The following is a 15,834-nucleotide window of genomic DNA, read 5'->3' as shown; positions in this document are numbered from 1 at the left end:
GTTACCGCCTGGCAACCAGACGGTCAGTCTGCATGGCCAGGCGGTATGGCATCAGTTGGCCACGATGTTGAGCAGTTTGCCCGGCACGTAGATCACCTTGCGCACGGTCAGGCCGTCGGTGAACTTCTGTACCGAGGCATCGGCCATGGCCAGCTTCTCGACGTCGGCCTGGCTGATCTCGGCCGGCACGGTCAGCTTGCCGCGCATCTTGCCGTTGATCTGCACCACCACCAGCTTCTCGGTCTCGACCATGGCCGCTTCGTCGGCCACCGGCCAGGTGGCGTGATCCACGTCGTCGCCCTTGCCCAGCATCTTCCACAGCTCGAAGCCGATGTGCGGGGTGATGGGGTAGAGCATGACCACGACCGCTTCCAGCGCTTCCTGCATCAGGGCGCGATCCTGCTCGTCGCTGCCCAGCTTGGCCAGGTTGTTCATCAGCTCCATGATGGCGGCGATGGCGGTGTTGAAGGTCTGACGGCGACCCACGTCGTCGCTCACCTTGGCGATGGTCTTGTGCAGCTCGCGGCGCACGGCTTTCTGGTCGACGCTGAGTGCCGCCACATTCAGTGCGAGAGCCGCCCCGGCACTGACGTGCTCGAAGGTGATGCGCCACAGACGGCGCAGGAAGCGCTGGGCACCCTCGACGCCGGAGTCTGACCACTCCAGGGTCATCTCGGCCGGCGAGGCGAACATCATGAACAGACGCACGGTATCGGCGCCGTAACGCTCCACCATCAGCTGCGGGTCGATGCCGTTGTTCTTGGACTTGGACATCTTGGTCATGCCGGAGTGGATCACTTCACGGCCTTCATTGTCGACGGCCTTGGTGATGCGGCCTTTCTCGTCACGCTCCACCTTGACGTCGGTCGGGCTGACCCAGACGTTGCCGCCCTTCTCGTCTTTGTAGTAAAAGGCGTCGGCCAGCACCATGCCCTGGCAGAGCAGGCGCTTGAACGGCTCGTCGCTGTTCACGAGGCCCGCATCACGCAGCAGTTTGTGGAAGAAGCGGGCGTAGAGCAGGTGCATACAGGCGTGCTCGATGCCGCCGATGTACTGATCCACCGGCAGCCAATGGTTGGCAGCCGCCGGATCCAGCATGCCCTTGTCGTAGTCCGGGGAGCAGTAGCGGGCGTAGTACCAGGAGGACTCCATAAAGGTGTCGAAGGTATCGGTCTCGCGGAACGCGTCCTGGCCGTTGTAAGTGGTCTTGGCCCACTCGGCGTCGGCCTTGATCGGGCTCTGGATGCCGTCCATCACCACGTCTTCCGGCAGCAGTACCGGCAGTTGATCTTCCGGGGTCGGCACGACTGTGCCGTCAGCCAGGGTCAGCATCGGGATGGGGGCACCCCAGTAGCGCTGACGGGAGACACCCCAGTCGCGCAGACGGAAGTTGACGGTGCGCTTGCCACAGCCAAGGCTCTCCAGCTTGCTGGCGATGGCATCGAATGCCGGCTGGAACTCGAGGCCGTCGAACTCGCCGGAGTTGAACAGCACGCCCTTGTCGGTGTAGGCGGCGTCGATCACGTTCGGCAGCTCGCCATCGACCGGCTTGATGACCGGCTTGATCTCGAGGCCGTACTTGGTGGCGAACTCATGGTCACGCAGGTCGTGGCCCGGTACCGCCATCACGGCGCCGGTGCCGTAGTTCATCAGCACGAAGTTGGCGACCCAGACCGGCACCTTGCGGCCATCCAGCGGGTGAATGGCGTAGAGGCCGGTGGCCATGCCCTTCTTCTCCATGGTGGCGAGCTCGGCCTCGGCCACCTTGGTGTTCTTGCACTCTTCGATAAAGGCGGCTAGCTCGGGGTTACTCTCGGCGGCCTGCAGCGCCAGCGGGTGGCCGGCGGCGATACCGACATAGGTAACGCCCATGAAGGTGTCCGGACGGGTGGTGTAGACCTCCAGCTGCTCAGCCTGACCCTCGATGGCGAAGCTGATGTTGACCCCTTCGGAGCGGCCAATCCAGTTGCGCTGCATGGTCTTGACCATCTCAGGCCAGCCTTCGAGGTTGTCGATGTCGTTCAACAGCTCTTCGGCGTAGTCGGTGATCTTGATGAACCACTGGGGGATCTCTTTCTGCTCCACCGGGGTGTCACAGCGCCAGCAGCAGTTGTCGACAACCTGCTCGTTGGCCAGTACGGTCATGTCGTTCGGGCACCAGTTGACGGAGGAGGTCTTCTTGTAGACCAGACCCTTCTCGTAGAGCTTGGTGAAGAACCACTGTTCCCAGCGGTAGTAGTCCGGCTTGCAGGTGGCCAGCTCGCGATCCCAGTCATAACCCAGACCCAGCATCTTCAGCTGGTTCTTCATGTATTCGATGTTTTCGTAGGTCCAGGGCGCCGGTGCCGTGTTGTTCTTGATGGCGGCGTTTTCCGCCGGCAGGCCGAATGCGTCCCAACCGATGGGTTGCAGCACGTTCTTGCCATTGAGGCGTTGATAACGGGAGATCACATCACCTATGGTGTAGTTGCGAACGTGCCCCATGTGTAGACGACCAGACGGATAGGGGAACATGGAGAGGCAGTAGAACTTTTCCTTGTCTACTTTCTCCACCGCCTTGAAGGTTTTCTTGGCATCCCAGTGCTTTTGCACTGCTGGTTCTATGGATTGGGGAACGTATTGCTCTTGCATTGGTGACATCCGGATCTGTGAAATGGATAGATAAATCAGCTGGGAAATCGCAATAGAATACCCATATCCTGCGGCGGCAACAACCGCCAGCGTCCCTCGGGCCTTAAGCCGGGCCTGATCAGGGTTCAGTAGAGGAGTAACGGCCATGGACAAACGTCAAAAAGGGTACGAAGCCTTCATTGCCGAGCTGCAAAAGCAGTGGCAAGAGACAGAACAGTTCCAGGGGGAGCGCCTCAACCGGATGATCGCCAAGGTGCAGGCCTATCTGGAGGCGGCCGGGGATCTGACCCAGGACGAGCTGGCGCTGATCGCCGAGTATGTGAAGCGGGATCTGGGCAACTATGACGAGGGGCGCAAGGATGAGCAGGTGGAGGAGTCCGCCTTCATGCTGGCACTCAAAGACACCGCCTGGTCATGGCTGGCGGATGTGACCGACCGCACCCAGGTAGAGTGGCAGGAGCTGGCGGACGAGCTGGAGCACAAGGGCGTCTACCGGGCCGGCGACTGGGTGGGGCTCGGGGTCTTGGTGTGCGATCACTGCGAGTGGCGCCATACCGTGCTGCATCCCGAACAGCTAGGCACCTGCCCCGAGTGCGGGGCCGATGAGTATCACCGTGAGCCGCTCTCTCCCTGAGAATCTGCCCACGCTCTTGCTGCGAGGCCGTGATCAAGGCTCATGTGCTGCTCGGAATCCTCACGTATATCTATACGCTCCGGTTCCTGCGCTGCTCTTCACCTTGCTGACGACCTCTCGTTACAGAGCCTGAACAGGTTCTGATCGGGTATCAGACTGAACAGAAGAGAGGCGCCCTTGGGCGCCTCTCTTATTTATCGGGTTGTACGACTGGGTCAGCCCTTGCGCGCCCAGGGGTGGGCGCGGGGGCGCAGCCCCAGTCCCAGCGCCAGCAGCAGGGCGGCGATGCCATACATGGGCCAGCTGCCAAAGCGCAGGTAGGGGGTCTCGCCGTGGGCGGGACGCACCTCGGTGCGCAGCACGCCGGCCTCGAACTGCGGGATTTGGGCGATGATGCTGCCGTCAGTCTCGGTGACGATGGTGATGCCGGTGTTGGTGTCGCGCAGCAGCGGGCGGGCCAGCTCGAGGGCACGCATGCGGGCGATCTCCATGTGCTGCCAGGGGCCGATGCTGGTGCCGAACCAGGCGTCGTTGGAGACGGTCAGCAGGAAGTCGGTATCCGGCTGCACGTTGCGGCGCACCTCGTCCGGGAAGATGATCTCGTAGCAGATGGCGGCGGCAAACTTGAGCCCCTTGGCGATCAGGTTCGGCTGCACCTCGTCACCGCGGCTGAAGGAGGACATGGGCAGGTTGAAGAAGGGTGCGATGGGACGCAGCAGATCTTCAAGAGGCACGAACTCGCCGATGGGCAGCAGGTGGTATTTGTAGTAACGGTTCTTGTGCTGGTAGTAGTAGGACTCCTTGCCTTCCGCATCCTGCACCCCCATGCCGAGCACGGTATTGAAGAAGCGCTGCTGCTCGAGATCGTAGTGGATGATCCCCGCCAGCAGGCCGGTATCGTTCACCTTCATCGCCTTGTCCAGGCTCTCCAGATAGTTGCCCATCTCCTTCTCGATGGCCGGGATGGCCGATTCCGGCCAGACGATGATGTCGGCGTCCTGGTTCTCGCGGCTGAGATCCTGATACTTGCGCACGGTCGGCACCAGCGCCTCCGGATCCCACTTGAGGGACTGCTCGATGTTGCCCTGCACCAGCGCCACCTTGACGGGTTCACCGCGGGTCACCCAGTTGAGCTGCATCAGCCCCTGGGCGGCGCCCACCAGGGCCACCGGTACCAGCAGCCAGGCCGGCTTGCGGCTCTGCCACAGCAGCCATAGGGCGGAGGCGGTCAACAGCAGTGCCAGGGTGATGCCCTGCACGCCGAGAATGGGGGCAAAGCCCTTGAGCGGCCCATCGATCTGGCTGTAGCCGAACCAGAGCCAAGGGAAGCCGGTCATCACCCAGCCGCGCAGCCAGTCGGCCATCAGCCAGAGCGCCGGGAAGGCGAGCAGCCAGCGGCTCCAGTGGCGACCGCTGAAGAAGCGGGCAAAGGCCCAGCAGGCCAGGGTCGGGTAGAGCGCCAGATAGGCCGACAGCCCGGCCAGCAGCACGAAGGCCACCGGCAGCGGAATGCCGCCGAACATGGTCATGCTGACGTGGATCCACCACAGCCCCGGCAAAAACAGCCCCATGGCGTAGCCAAAGCCGCGCCAGGCCGCCTGCTTGGGGTTGGCCTTGTCCAGCAGGGCGTAGAGACCGAGCAGGGAGGGGATCACCAGCGGCCAGTAGTTGAAGGGCGAGAAGGCGAGCACGGCGATGGCGCCACTGGCCATGGCAAACAGGCTGGTCAGGAGTTTTGATTTCACGGGCTGTAATTTCACGGGCGATAAGGCTCGGATTGAACTGCAATGGGTTGAGTGGCCGGTATCTTAACCCGTAAAGGCGGTCAACGGCGAGCCTCCCGGCCGACGGTCCGAAGCGAGGGAATAAAAGGGCGATGACGGGCCCTGTGACTCGTGGGAAGCAGAGGTGGTGTGCGCTCAAACGAACAGCGCCCCGACGGGCGGGGCGCTGTTGGCACGGAGCAAGGCTTATTGGGCCTCGGACTGGGCCGCGACATGGTTGTCGGGGATCTTCACCTGCAGCTGCTGCAGGCGGCGCTTGTCGGCGTGCATCACCTTGAACAGGTAGCCTTCCAGCTCGATCTCCTCGCCCTTCTTGGGCAGGTGGCTGAAAGCGTGCATCACCAGACCGCCCACCGTATCCACCTCTTCATCACTGAACTGGGTGCCGAAGAAGTCGTTGAAATCTTCGATCTCGGTGAGGGCGCTGACGGCGAACACCCGCTTGCTGATACGGCGGATCTCGTCCGGCTCATCCTCGATGTCGTCGAATTCGTCGTCGATCTCGCCGACGATGAGCTCGAGGATGTCCTCGATGGTCACCAGACCCGAGACGCCGCCGAACTCGTCCACCACGATGGCCATGTGGTAGCGCTCTTCACGAAACTCTTTGAGCAGACGGTCGACCCGCTTGCTCTCGGGGACGATCACCGTGGGACGCAGGATCTTCTCCAGCTGCAGCGGTTCGCTGGCGTGGTGGCCGCCAAACCCGAACGGCAGCAGATCCTTGGCGAGCAAGATGCCCTCCACGTGATCCTTGTCTTCGTTGATCACCGGGAAGCGGGAGTGACCCGACTCGATGATCACCGGCAGGATCTCGTCCACTGGCTGGGATTTCTCGATGGTCACCATCTGGGAGCGGGGGATCATGATGTCGCGTACGCGCAGCTCGGCAATTTCGAGCACGCCCTCGATCATGTCCTTGGTGTCCTGATCGATGAGATCGCGCTCTTCGGCGTCGGCTATCACTTCCACCAAATCGTTGCGGTCTTTTGGCTCGCCCTGGAAGAGTTGGCTGAGTTTGTCGAGCCAGGTTTTCTTCGGCGAGCCGGTACTAGGGTGATCGTCGGTCATTTTCTCTCTTGGTTACTCGTATGAACACACTTGAAATCGTTGTGGCTATATGAGGATGGGCATCGGCTGTTTCAAGACGATGACCATCCGGTTCTTTACTCTTCGTCGTTCAGATAAGGATCGGCGAAACCGAGCTCCTGCATGATGTCGCGCTCGAGCGCTTCCATCTCTTCGGCCTCGTCATCCTCGATATGGTCATAACCTAGCAGATGCAGACTGCCGTGCACAACCATGTGGGCCCAGTGGGCCATCAGCGGCTTGCCCTGTTCGGCGGCTTCGTGCTCCACCACCTGGCGGCAGATCACCAGATCGCCGAGCAGCGGCAGCTCCAGGCCGGGTGGGGCCTCGAACGGGAAGGAGAGCACGTTGGTGGGCTTGTCCTTGCCGCGATAGGTGAGGTTGAGCTCGTTGCTCTCCGCCTCGTCGACGATACGCACCGTCACTTCAGCCTCCTGCTGGAAGCCGAGAATGGTGCCGTCGAGCCAGCCCTGCAACTGGGCCTCGCTCGGCAGGCCGTCGGTGCTGGCACTGGCCAGTTGCAGATCCAGGGTCACGCTCATTGGGCACTCTCTTTGCTGGTGTGGGGGGCGACTTTGTCGGCCGCCTGTTTGGCATCGAACGCCTCGTAGGCCTGCACGATGCGGGCCACCACCGGGTGGCGCACCACGTCCTTGGATTCGAAGAAGTTGAACGACAGGCCGTCGACGTCCTGCAGCACTTCCAGCGCGTGGCGCAGGCCCGACTTCTGGTTGCGGGGCAGGTCTACCTGGGTGATGTCGCCGGTCACCACCGCCTTGGAGTTGAAGCCGATGCGGGTCAGGAACATCTTCATCTGCTCGGTGGTGGTGTTCTGGGCCTCGTCCAGGATGATAAAGGCGTCATTCAAGGTTCTGCCTCGCATGTAGGCGAGCGGCGCCACCTCGATGATGTTGCGCTCCATCAGCTTCTCCACCCGCTCAAAGCCCAGCATCTCGAACAGGGCGTCGTAGAGCGGGCGCAGGTAAGGGTCGACCTTTTGGGAGAGATCGCCGGGCAGGAAACCAAGCTTCTCGCCCGCTTCCACCGCCGGGCGGGTCAGCAGAATGCGGCGAATTTCCTGACGCTCCAGCGCGTCCACCGCCGCCGCTACCGCCAGATAGGTCTTGCCGGTCCCGGCAGGGCCTATGCCAAAGCAGATGTCGTGGCGCACGATATTGGCGATGTACTGGGCCTGGTTGGGGCTGCGCGGCTTGATGAGGCCGCGCTTGGTCTTGACCGTCACCTCCTTGCCGTAAGGGATGCTCGGCGCCGGCTCGTCATCCTGCTCCAGCACCCGCGACTCCTGAATGGCCAGATGGACCATGTCGGGGGTGATGTCGCTCACCTTGCCACCCTTGAGCGGCTGGGTTTCCACATAAAGGTGCTTGATGATGACGGCAGCGGCATCCAGTTGGGCCTGCTTGCCCAGCAGCTGGAAGTGGTTGTCGCGGTAGCTGATCTCGACGCCGAGGCGGCGTTCCAGCTGTTTGACATTGTCATCGAACGGACCGCACAGACTGGCGAGACGCTGGTTGTCGGCGGGTTCCAGATGCAGATTCAGGGTCGAGATGTGTCGGCTCAAAGTGTCCTCGTCTTGACGCGATCCCATCCGGCCGGGGCCGGATGGGGTGAACAGATTAGTGGGGAGTGAAGGCGGCTACGCCCAGCGGGTCCGGTACGTTGTCCGGGCGACGGGCGAGGATCTCGCTCGGGGCGGTGGCGATGCGCAGGTTCATCTCGTTCTCGCCGCGCAGGAATTTGCCGCGCAGGGAGTTGGGCCGCACCTCGGTGATCTCCACGTCGGCAAAGCCGCCGATCAGGGTATGCGGGCCCTCGAAGTTGACCACCCGGTTGTTCTCGGTGCGACCGCACAGCTGCATGGGGTCGAGCTTGGAGGGCCCTTCCACCAGGATGCGCTGGGTGGAGCCCAGCATGGCGCGGCCAATCTGCATCGACTGGTTGTTGATGACGTGCTGCAGGCGGGTCAGGCGGGCTTTCTTCACCTCCATGTCGACATCATCGGGCAGGTCGGCGGCCGGGGTACCGGGGCGCGGGCTGTAGATGAAGCTGAAGCTCATGTCGAAGTTGATCTCTTCGATGAGTTTCATGGTGGCCTCGAAATCTTCGTCCGTCTCGTTCGGGAAGCCGACGATGAAGTCGGAACTGATGGTGATGTCGGGACGGGCGGCGCGCAGGCGACGGATCTTGGACTTGTACTCAAGCACGGTGTGCGGGCGCTTCATCATGGTCAGGATACGGTCGGAGCCGCTCTGCACCGGTAGATGCAGGAAGCTGACCACTTCCGGGGTATCCTTGTAGACCTCGATGATGTCGTCGGTGAACTCGATGGGGTGACTAGTGGTGTAGCGAATGCGATCGATGCCGTCGATGGCGGCCACCAGCCGCAGCAGCTCGGCGAAGGTGCAGATGCCGCCGTCGAAGGTCGGGCCCCGATAGGCGTTGACGTTCTGGCCGAGCAGGTTCACTTCGCGCACGCCCTGCTGGGCGAGCTGGGCGATTTCATAGAGCACGTCGTCGAGCGGACGGCTCACCTCCTCGCCGCGGGTGTAGGGCACCACGCAGAAGGAGCAGTATTTGGAACAGCCTTCCATGATGGAGACGAAGGCGGTCGCCCCTTCGGCGCGCGGCTCGGGCAGGCTGTCGAACTTCTCGATTTCCGGGAAGGCGACGTCCACCTGGGCACCGCGCCCTTCCTGCACCTGCTTGATCATGGTGGGCAGGCGATGCAGGGTCTGCGGGCCGAAGACGATGTCCACATAGGGGGCGCGAGTGCGGATGTTGTCCCCCTCCTGGGAGGCGACGCAGCCGCCCACGCCGATCACCAGACCGGGTTTGTTTGCCTTGAGCTTCTTCCAGCGTCCCAGCTGGTGAAACACCTTCTCCTGCGCTTTTTCGCGGATGGAGCAGGTGTTGAGCAGCAAAACGTCTGCCTCTTCGGGCTCTTCGGTAAGCGTGTAGCCATTGCTGGCATCCAACAGGTCGGCCATCTTGGACGAGTCGTACTCGTTCATCTGGCAACCCCAGGTTTTGATGTGAAGTTTTTTGCTCATTGCTTCTCTTGACTTGTTTTGAATGCGGCATGGTCAAAGGACCGGGCATTTTACTCCGCAATCCGGAGACTGCCTAGCGAATATCCAGCCGGCCACGGCCGGAGCGCCGCCGGCGGGCTTCCTGTCGGCATCGGCTTTCTCCTTGATTTGGCGCACTAATTCTCCACACCCTTCACTGTTTCCCGGCGCCCCTTGCGGTATCATGTGATCATTCGGTCCGGCTGTGTTTTCCCCTTGCCCGGGCTCACCCCTTGCAGGAATCAAGTTATGGAACAGTGTGATATCGCCATCGTCGGGGCCGGCATGGTCGGCGCCGCCACCGCCTGTCTGCTGGCGGCGCAGGGTCTCTCGGTGCGGGTCATCGAGACCCGGCTGCCGGAGCAATACGCCCCCGAGCAGCCGCTGGATCTGCGGGTCTCCGCCATCAGTCAGGCTTCGGTGGCGCTGCTGGAGCAGGCCGGCGCCTGGCAGCACCTGCAACAGATGCGGCTGTGCCCCTATCGCCGGCTGGAGACCTGGGAGCTGGACGGTTTTGCCACCCGCTTCAATGCCGCCGATCTCGGCCTGCCCCAGCTCGGTTACATCATCGAGAACCGGCTGGTGCAGCTGGCGTTGCTCAGACGCATGGAAGATTTCCCCAACATCCAGACCCACACCCCGGCGGCGGTCAAGAGCCTGCGCCAGAGCGTGGACGAGGCGGTGCTGACCCTGGATGATGGCAGCGAGCTGGCCGCCCGCTGGGTGCTGGCGTGCGACGGCGCCGAATCCCACACCCGCAAGCTGGCCGGCATCGGGGTGTCGCGCTTTGAGTATCGCCAGCACTGCATGCTGATCAACATCGACACCGACTTCGAACAGGAAGACATCACCTGGCAGCAGTTTACCCCGCACGGCCCGCGCGCCTTCCTGCCGCTGCCGGGCCAGCATGGCTCCCTGGTCTGGTATGACAGTCCGGCCCGCATCCGGGCGCTGGCCGCCATGAGCAACGAGGCGCTCGCCACCGAAGTGCGCCGCCACTTCCCGAGCCGGCTCGGCGGGTTTGCCGTGACGGCCAAGGGGAGCTTCCCGCTGGTGCGCCGTCATGCCAACGATTATCACGCCGGCCGGGTGGTGCTGCTGGGCGATGCTGCCCACACCATCAACCCGCTGGCGGGTCAGGGGGTCAACCTCGGCTTCAAGGACGTGGCCTGCTGGAACGATCTGCTGCAGGGGGCCGGCGCCGACTGGCATCAGCTGGCGCTGGCCGGGCGCTACGAGCGGCGCCGCCACCCCGACAACCTGCTGATGCAGTCGGGGATGGATCTCTTCTACGGGGTGTTCAGCAACGAGATAGGCCCGCTCAAGCTGGCGCGCAACCTGGCCCTCAATCTGGCGGACAAGGCGGGCCTGCTCAAGGAGATGGCGCTACGCTATGCGCTGGGGCTGGTTTAAGGCGCGCGGCGCCATCATGAGGGAGCAGGCAGCATGAACAAGGCATTGCTGGTGATCGATTTCATCAACGACATCGCCCACCCGGACGGGCGCATTGCCGCCTCGGCGGCTCATGTGCTGGAACAGGACACCATCGTGCACGCCAATCAGGCGCTGGCCCATGCCCGCGCCCACGGCTGGCTGGTGGTGCTGATCAAGGTGGGTTTTGACCCGCACTATCTGCTGCAACCCAAGGGCTCGCCCATGTTTGGCCGGGCTCACCAGTTCGGGGCGCTCTCGCTTGGCGACAGCGGCACCGACTTTCACGCCGACCTCGACGTGCAGCCAGGGGATCTGGTGCTGACCAAGCCCAGAGTCAGCCCCTTCTACGGCACCGCGTTGGAGCCGGCGCTGCGGGCCAACCACATCGACCACCTCTATCTGTGCGGGGTGAGTACCAGCTGGGCCATTCAGGCGGCAGCGCGGGAGGGGCATGATCGGGATTACGCCATCACCATCCTGGAGGATGCCTGCGCGGCGGCGGATGCCAATGAGCACCATGCCTCGCTGCGTTTGCTCGGCCGCATCGCCGAGATCTGCAAGGTGGCCCAGCTGGCCTGATCCCGGCGGCAGGCGGAGCTTGCTCACTGTTTTGACATTTTGTCTGCGGCCCCCTGTCGGGCCGCAGCCATTTTGGGCAACATGAAGCGAGCATCGATGGCCACAAGGATGAGGGCATGCGTTATCAGGGACGGATCGTGCGCTGGAACGAGGCGCGCGGCTTTGGTTTTATCGCCCCCGAGCAGGGGGATGGCGAGCCGAAAGGAGCCGAGCTGTTCGTGCATATCTCGGCGCTGCAGTCAGATGGCTCGCTGCCCAAGATTGGCGAGCGGGTCTCCTATCAGCTTGGCTGCGGCCAGGATGGCAAACCCAGGGCCGAGCAGGTGTTCTTTCCGGATAGGCCGCTGTCGCTGGCAGGCGCCCAACCCGCGCCCTCTGCGGGCAGACAGGCTGTGACCGGGGAGCGGCCGACGCCAGCCAGGGCACGCCCGCGCCCCGTCTATCGGCGCCGCAGCAACTGGCGTGGCAAGCTGATCCCGCTGCTGGTGCTGGCCGGGATCTTCTCCATTTACTCCCGCTTCTCGGCCGAGTCGGTCTCGCCTTCGCCAAGCTCTTCTTTCAGTCAGCAGACAGCGGACAGCACAGACAGCCCGCAGGCGGCGCCCACCTTCGTCCGCCAGTGCGACGGTCGGCAGTACTGCTCCCAGATGACCTCCTGCGAGGAGGCGACCTGGTTTTTGCAAAACTGCCCCAATACCAAGATGGACGGCGAAGGTGACGGCATTCCATGTGAAAACCAGTGGTGCAGTTACTAGCGAGGGGTGGGGCGGGTGCAAGTGGTTGATCATCTATCTTTATCTTGCAGGCCGGGGGCGGGCCATGGCCGCCGATGCCCCTTCGTCATGGACGGAACGCCGGCATTACGCTGGTGGTGGCGGCAGGTGCGGTGCGTCGTTGTTGGGTGAGGAGCAGGGTCATGGCGGACTATTTTCAGGGATCACTGTTTCACTTCTCCGATCGGGCGCAATACCTGTCTGCATTGCTCAATTCGCTGGAGGAGCAGATCTCGGTGATCGATCGGGATGGCGTCATCCACTACACCAATCTCGCCTGGAATAGCTTCGCCGAACAGAACGGCATGCCGGAGGAGTACGACTGGCTGGGCGTCAACTATCTGAGGGTGTGCGACAACTCGGTAGAGCCGCTGGCCCAGATGGCAGCCGAGGGGATCCGGCGGGTACTGCGCCACGAGCAGCAGCACTTTCATCTGGAGTACCCCTGTCACAGCCCGGATACCCAGCACTGGTTCATGATGCGGGTCTCCGCCATCCCCGGTATCGAGGTCGAGTTCTACACCATCAGCCACATCAACGTCACCGAGCGCAAGCTGCAGGAGCTGGACATGGCCTACCTCTCCCTGCACGACCCGCTGACCGGGCTGGCGAACCGGCGGCTGTTCAACAGCTTTCTGCACAACGAGTGGCGGCGCAGCATGCGCGAACAGACCCCCATCTCCTTCATCATGCTGGATCTGGACAACTTCAAGCTGTGCAACGACCACTTCGGCCATCAGGTCGGGGACGGTTTCTTGCAGCAGGTGGGTCAGCTGCTGAGCACCTTCTGCCAGCGGGCCACCGATCTGCCGTGCCGCTTTGGCGGCGACGAATTTGCACTGATCCTCGGCAACACCGGGGACGAGGCCGCCTCCCGCATGGGGGAGGCCATTCGCGTCGGCATCGGCGAGCTGCTGATCCCGGGGGCGGATGGGCTTAGACTCAGCGCCAGCGTCGGCATCGCCACCCTGTTGCCGCAGCAGGCTCGCGTCTCGGAAGAGGAGCTGCTGACCGCCGCCGACATGGCGCTCTATCTGGCCAAGCAGGGGGGCAAGAATCGCTGTCACTGCGTCAGCTGCAGCGCGCTGCCGGCCGCCTGATACTCGATTGCCACACTCCCCATGGCGATACCTCGCCTGCCCCCTGATATCGACTCCCTGAACCTATCGCATCAGCGACCCGGCAGGGCTGGCTGCGGCGCCGGGTGGGCATCGATGACCAGCTGCACGAAGCGATCGCGGATGGGATCGGCAAATTCCGGGTTCCACACCAGGCTTATCTCCCACTCGGAGCAGGGGCCGGACAAGGGGTAGAGGGTGACGTCCGGGCCGGCGATGAAGCTGACGCTGCGCGGCAGGATGGCGTTGCCGATGCCGGCAGCCACCAGCGCCACCAGGGTCTGGATATCCTCCGCCTCCTGGATCATGCCGGTCAGCCGGTTGGCGCCGAGGAAGCCGGCGATCTGCTGGCTGAGGCCGGGGCAACGGTGACCGACCATCTGCAGCAAGGGCTGGCTGGCCAGCGCCTGCTCCACGTCGAAGGCGGCCGGATCCGGCTGCGTCATCAGGGTTGGCACCGCCAGCACCAGCCGATCGGTCAGCAGTCTGTGTTCCTGCAACTGCGGCGCCTGGGGCCGGCGCATGAAGCCGAGCTGCAGCTGGCCCGACAGCAACCGCTCCTGCTGGATGGCGGAGGTCATGTCCTGCAGATGCACCATCACCTCGGGCACCTGCTGCTTGAAGCTGGCCACCAATGCCGGTGCCAGCGCGAAGCTCGACAGGCCGAAACCAATCTTGAGGCGCCCGGCGATGCCGCTGGCCAACGCCATGGCATGGCGCTCAAAGCCCTTGCCGTGTTCGACCAGGGCACTCGCCTGGGTGAGCAGCTGGGCGCCGATGGCGGTCAGTTCGGCGCCGTGGCGACCCCGGTTGAACAGGGTACTGCCGAGGGTCTGCTCCAGCCCCTGGATCTGCTTGGTGAGGGCCGGCTGGGTGATGAACAGCCGGTTGGCAGCCTCCCGGTAGTTGGCGGTGTCGGCCAGGGTGACGAATGCCTGCAGTTGCTTCAGATCGAATTTCATTCCATGTGGTTATCTAAAGTGGCCATTTTGTGATTATAAATTATCTAACCGCCTTGTTCTAATGGTCTGGTAGCGGGCCCCATTGGCCCCATCCGATCCGTCACAAGGAGTCATCTCATGCCTGCCGAACGCTATCTGTTTTTGATCAAGGGAACCCTGGTGCTGGCCCAGCCGCTGGCTGCGCCGGAGACGGGGGAGCTGCTTACCAGTCTGCTGCAGCAGGGCTTTGCGGTCGGCCCCTTGCAAGTCTGGGCGAGCAATGCCGAACAGGCGCTGGCCTGCTATGAACAGGCGGCCCAGCGGCGGGCCTTCGGCGATATTCTGGCGGGGAGCGAACCCGGCCTGGCCGGGGTCGGCGCATGAGCCGGCTTGTGCTGCGGGCCAGCGCCCTGCTGCTGGACATGGATGGCACCCTGGTGCACTCCACCGGCGAAGTGGAGACGGTATGGCGGCTCTGGTGCCGCCGTCATCAGCTGGCGCCCGAGCCGGTGCTGGCCATGTGTCACGGGGTGCGCTCGCGAGAGGTGCTCCGAGCACTGGCCCCGCAACTGGACATGGCGCAGGAGGTGGCCCTGCTCGACGAGCTGGAGATCAACCACACCGGCCAGGCGGAGGCCATCGCCGGGGCTCGGGCTCTGCTGGCAGGTTTGCCGAGCGATCGCTGGGCGCTGGTGACCTCCGCCAGCCAGCGGGTGGCCCGTCATCGATTGTGCAGCGCCGCTCTGCCATTGCCCGCCCTGCTGGTGGGGGCCGAGGATGTGGTGCATGGCAAGCCGGATCCCGAGCCATACCTGCTGGCGGCCGAGCGTCTGGGGCTGGCGGCGGCCGATTGCCTGGTGTTCGAGGATGCGTCGGCCGGTATCACCAGTGCGCTGCGGGCGGGTTGCCGCGTGGTACAGGTGGGGGGCCGGCAGCGGCTGGATCCGAACATCAGTACCCTGATCCAGGACTGGCGCCAGGTGAGCGTGGTGGAGGAGGCGGCGGGTCTGCAGCTGACGCTGCTGGCCTGACAACAAAAAGCCCCCGTCGAGCGGGGGCTTGGATGGTGGACGACGCGCTTATTTGAACACGCGAAAACGCGCGGCGTCGTCCATGAAGGTCTTGTCACCGGCCGGTTGCTTGATGCTGCCAAAGGGCATCTGGGCGCGCAGCAGCCAGCTGGCGGGCAGGTTCCACTCCTTGTGTACCGCCTGGTCGATGAGCGGGTTGTAGTGCTGCAGGGACGCGCCGATCTTCTCCTGGGCCAGGGTGGTCCAGACCGCAAACTGGGCGATGCCGGTGGCATGTTCCGACCAGATGGGGAAGTTGTCGGCGTAGAGGGCAAATTTTTGCTGCAGATCCTTGATGACGTCGGTGTCCTCGAAGAAGAGCACGGTGCCGAAACCTGCGCGGAAACTGCCGTCCACCTTGGCTTCGCTCTGGGGGTAGGCTTCCGGCGGCACTATCTTCTTCAGCTCCGCCTTGACGATGTCCCACAGCTTGTGGTGCTGGGCGCCAAACAGGATGACTGCGCGGGAGCTCTGGGAGTTGAATGAGGAGGGGCTGTGCTTGATGGCATCCTGGATGAGAGTGGTCAGCTGCTCCGGCGTATGGGAAACCTGGTCACCCAGGGCATAGATGGTACGACGTACTTTGATCTGTTCGATAAACGGACTGCTCATAACATCTCCTTTGTTTGACAGGGAATCGTCTTCGGTGGTCCTTGGCAAGGCCATCCGGCTCCGATTGTTCAAGCTATAGA

General features: G+C 63.2%; 15 protein-coding genes. 7 read left to right on the top strand and 8 right to left on the bottom strand.

Features of this window, described 5'->3' with window-relative positions; genetic code table 11:
• Positions 1–51 precede the first annotated feature (51 nt).
• Positions 52–2,631: a leucine--tRNA ligase gene (gene leuS / locus OKC29_RS09190; protein ID WP_073351319.1), complete on the bottom strand. Its 2,580-nt coding sequence runs from the start codon at positions 2,629–2,631 to the stop codon at positions 52–54.
• Positions 2,632–2,776: 145 nt separating this feature from the next.
• Between leuS and OKC29_RS09185 the strand changes: the two genes are divergently transcribed.
• On the top strand, positions 2,777–3,265 hold the full coding sequence (locus OKC29_RS09185) for a zinc ribbon-containing protein (RefSeq protein WP_005298255.1): 489 nt from the start codon (positions 2,777–2,779) through the stop codon (positions 3,263–3,265).
• A gap of 215 nt (positions 3,266–3,480) precedes the next feature.
• Here the strand turns inward: OKC29_RS09185 and lnt are convergent, their stop codons facing one another.
• The 5 genes from lnt to miaB form a co-directional block, all read right to left on the bottom strand.
• Positions 3,481–5,025, bottom strand: coding sequence for an apolipoprotein N-acyltransferase (lnt, locus tag OKC29_RS09180; protein ID WP_039215572.1), 1,545 nt, complete (start codon positions 5,023–5,025; stop codon positions 3,481–3,483).
• 210 nt (positions 5,026–5,235) lie between these two features.
• Positions 5,236–6,120 (bottom strand): CNNM family magnesium/cobalt transport protein CorC, encoded by an 885-nt coding sequence (gene corC / locus OKC29_RS09175; RefSeq protein ID WP_011707019.1) that lies wholly within the window; start codon positions 6,118–6,120, stop codon positions 5,236–5,238.
• Between the two features lie 95 nt (positions 6,121–6,215).
• Entirely contained in the window at positions 6,216–6,680 is a 465-nt protein-coding gene (gene ybeY, locus OKC29_RS09170) for an rRNA maturation RNase YbeY (protein ID WP_017409246.1), read from the bottom strand.
• Positions 6,677–7,720, bottom strand: coding sequence for a PhoH family protein (locus tag OKC29_RS09165; protein ID WP_073351317.1), 1,044 nt, complete (start codon positions 7,718–7,720; stop codon positions 6,677–6,679). The genes ybeY and OKC29_RS09165 overlap by 4 nt, the downstream gene beginning before the upstream one ends.
• A 55-nt stretch (positions 7,721–7,775) precedes the next feature.
• A complete protein-coding gene (gene miaB / locus OKC29_RS09160; protein ID WP_011707016.1) occupies positions 7,776–9,209 on the bottom strand; it encodes a tRNA (N6-isopentenyl adenosine(37)-C2)-methylthiotransferase MiaB in 1,434 nt (477 codons plus the stop codon).
• 267 nt (positions 9,210–9,476) lie between these two features.
• Between miaB and OKC29_RS09155 the strand changes: the two genes are divergently transcribed.
• From OKC29_RS09155 to OKC29_RS09140, 4 genes are all read left to right on the top strand, one after another.
• A complete protein-coding gene (locus OKC29_RS09155; RefSeq protein WP_073351315.1) occupies positions 9,477–10,640 on the top strand; it encodes an FAD-dependent oxidoreductase in 1,164 nt (387 codons plus the stop codon).
• Positions 10,641–10,673: 33 nt separating this feature from the next.
• On the top strand, positions 10,674–11,240 hold the full coding sequence (locus tag OKC29_RS09150; RefSeq protein ID WP_073351313.1) for an isochorismatase family cysteine hydrolase: 567 nt from the start codon (positions 10,674–10,676) through the stop codon (positions 11,238–11,240).
• Positions 11,241–11,356: 116 nt separating this feature from the next.
• Complete coding sequence (locus OKC29_RS09145; protein ID WP_073351310.1) at positions 11,357–11,995, top strand: cold shock domain-containing protein; 639 nt, start codon at positions 11,357–11,359, stop codon at positions 11,993–11,995.
• Positions 11,996–12,156: 161 nt separating this feature from the next.
• Positions 12,157–13,113 (top strand): diguanylate cyclase domain-containing protein, encoded by a 957-nt coding sequence (locus tag OKC29_RS09140; protein ID WP_073351308.1) that lies wholly within the window; start codon positions 12,157–12,159, stop codon positions 13,111–13,113.
• Positions 13,114–13,184: 71 nt separating this feature from the next.
• Here OKC29_RS09140 and OKC29_RS09135 read toward each other — a convergent pair whose 3' ends face one another.
• Positions 13,185–14,093: a LysR family transcriptional regulator gene (locus OKC29_RS09135; protein ID WP_073351306.1), complete on the bottom strand. Its 909-nt coding sequence runs from the start codon at positions 14,091–14,093 to the stop codon at positions 13,185–13,187.
• A gap of 117 nt (positions 14,094–14,210) precedes the next feature.
• Between OKC29_RS09135 and OKC29_RS09130 the strand changes: the two genes are divergently transcribed.
• Both OKC29_RS09130 and OKC29_RS09125 read left to right on the top strand, forming a co-directional pair.
• On the top strand, positions 14,211–14,456 hold the full coding sequence (locus OKC29_RS09130; protein WP_011707010.1) for a hypothetical protein: 246 nt from the start codon (positions 14,211–14,213) through the stop codon (positions 14,454–14,456).
• Positions 14,453–15,103, top strand: coding sequence for an HAD-IA family hydrolase (locus tag OKC29_RS09125; RefSeq protein ID WP_073351305.1), 651 nt, complete (start codon positions 14,453–14,455; stop codon positions 15,101–15,103). Before OKC29_RS09130 ends, OKC29_RS09125 begins: the two co-directional genes overlap by 4 nt.
• A gap of 48 nt (positions 15,104–15,151) precedes the next feature.
• Here the strand turns inward: OKC29_RS09125 and OKC29_RS09120 are convergent, their stop codons facing one another.
• Complete coding sequence (locus tag OKC29_RS09120; protein WP_016351664.1) at positions 15,152–15,754, bottom strand: nitroreductase family protein; 603 nt, start codon at positions 15,752–15,754, stop codon at positions 15,152–15,154.
• Positions 15,755–15,834 lie beyond the last annotated feature (80 nt).

It is taken from the genome of Aeromonas sp. QDB34, from assembly GCF_027705405.1.
Taxonomy (GTDB): Bacteria; Pseudomonadota; Gammaproteobacteria; order Enterobacterales; family Aeromonadaceae; genus Aeromonas; species Aeromonas hydrophila.
Note: the sequence above shows the minus strand (reverse complement) of the source record. Positions and strands in the feature narration are given on the sequence as shown.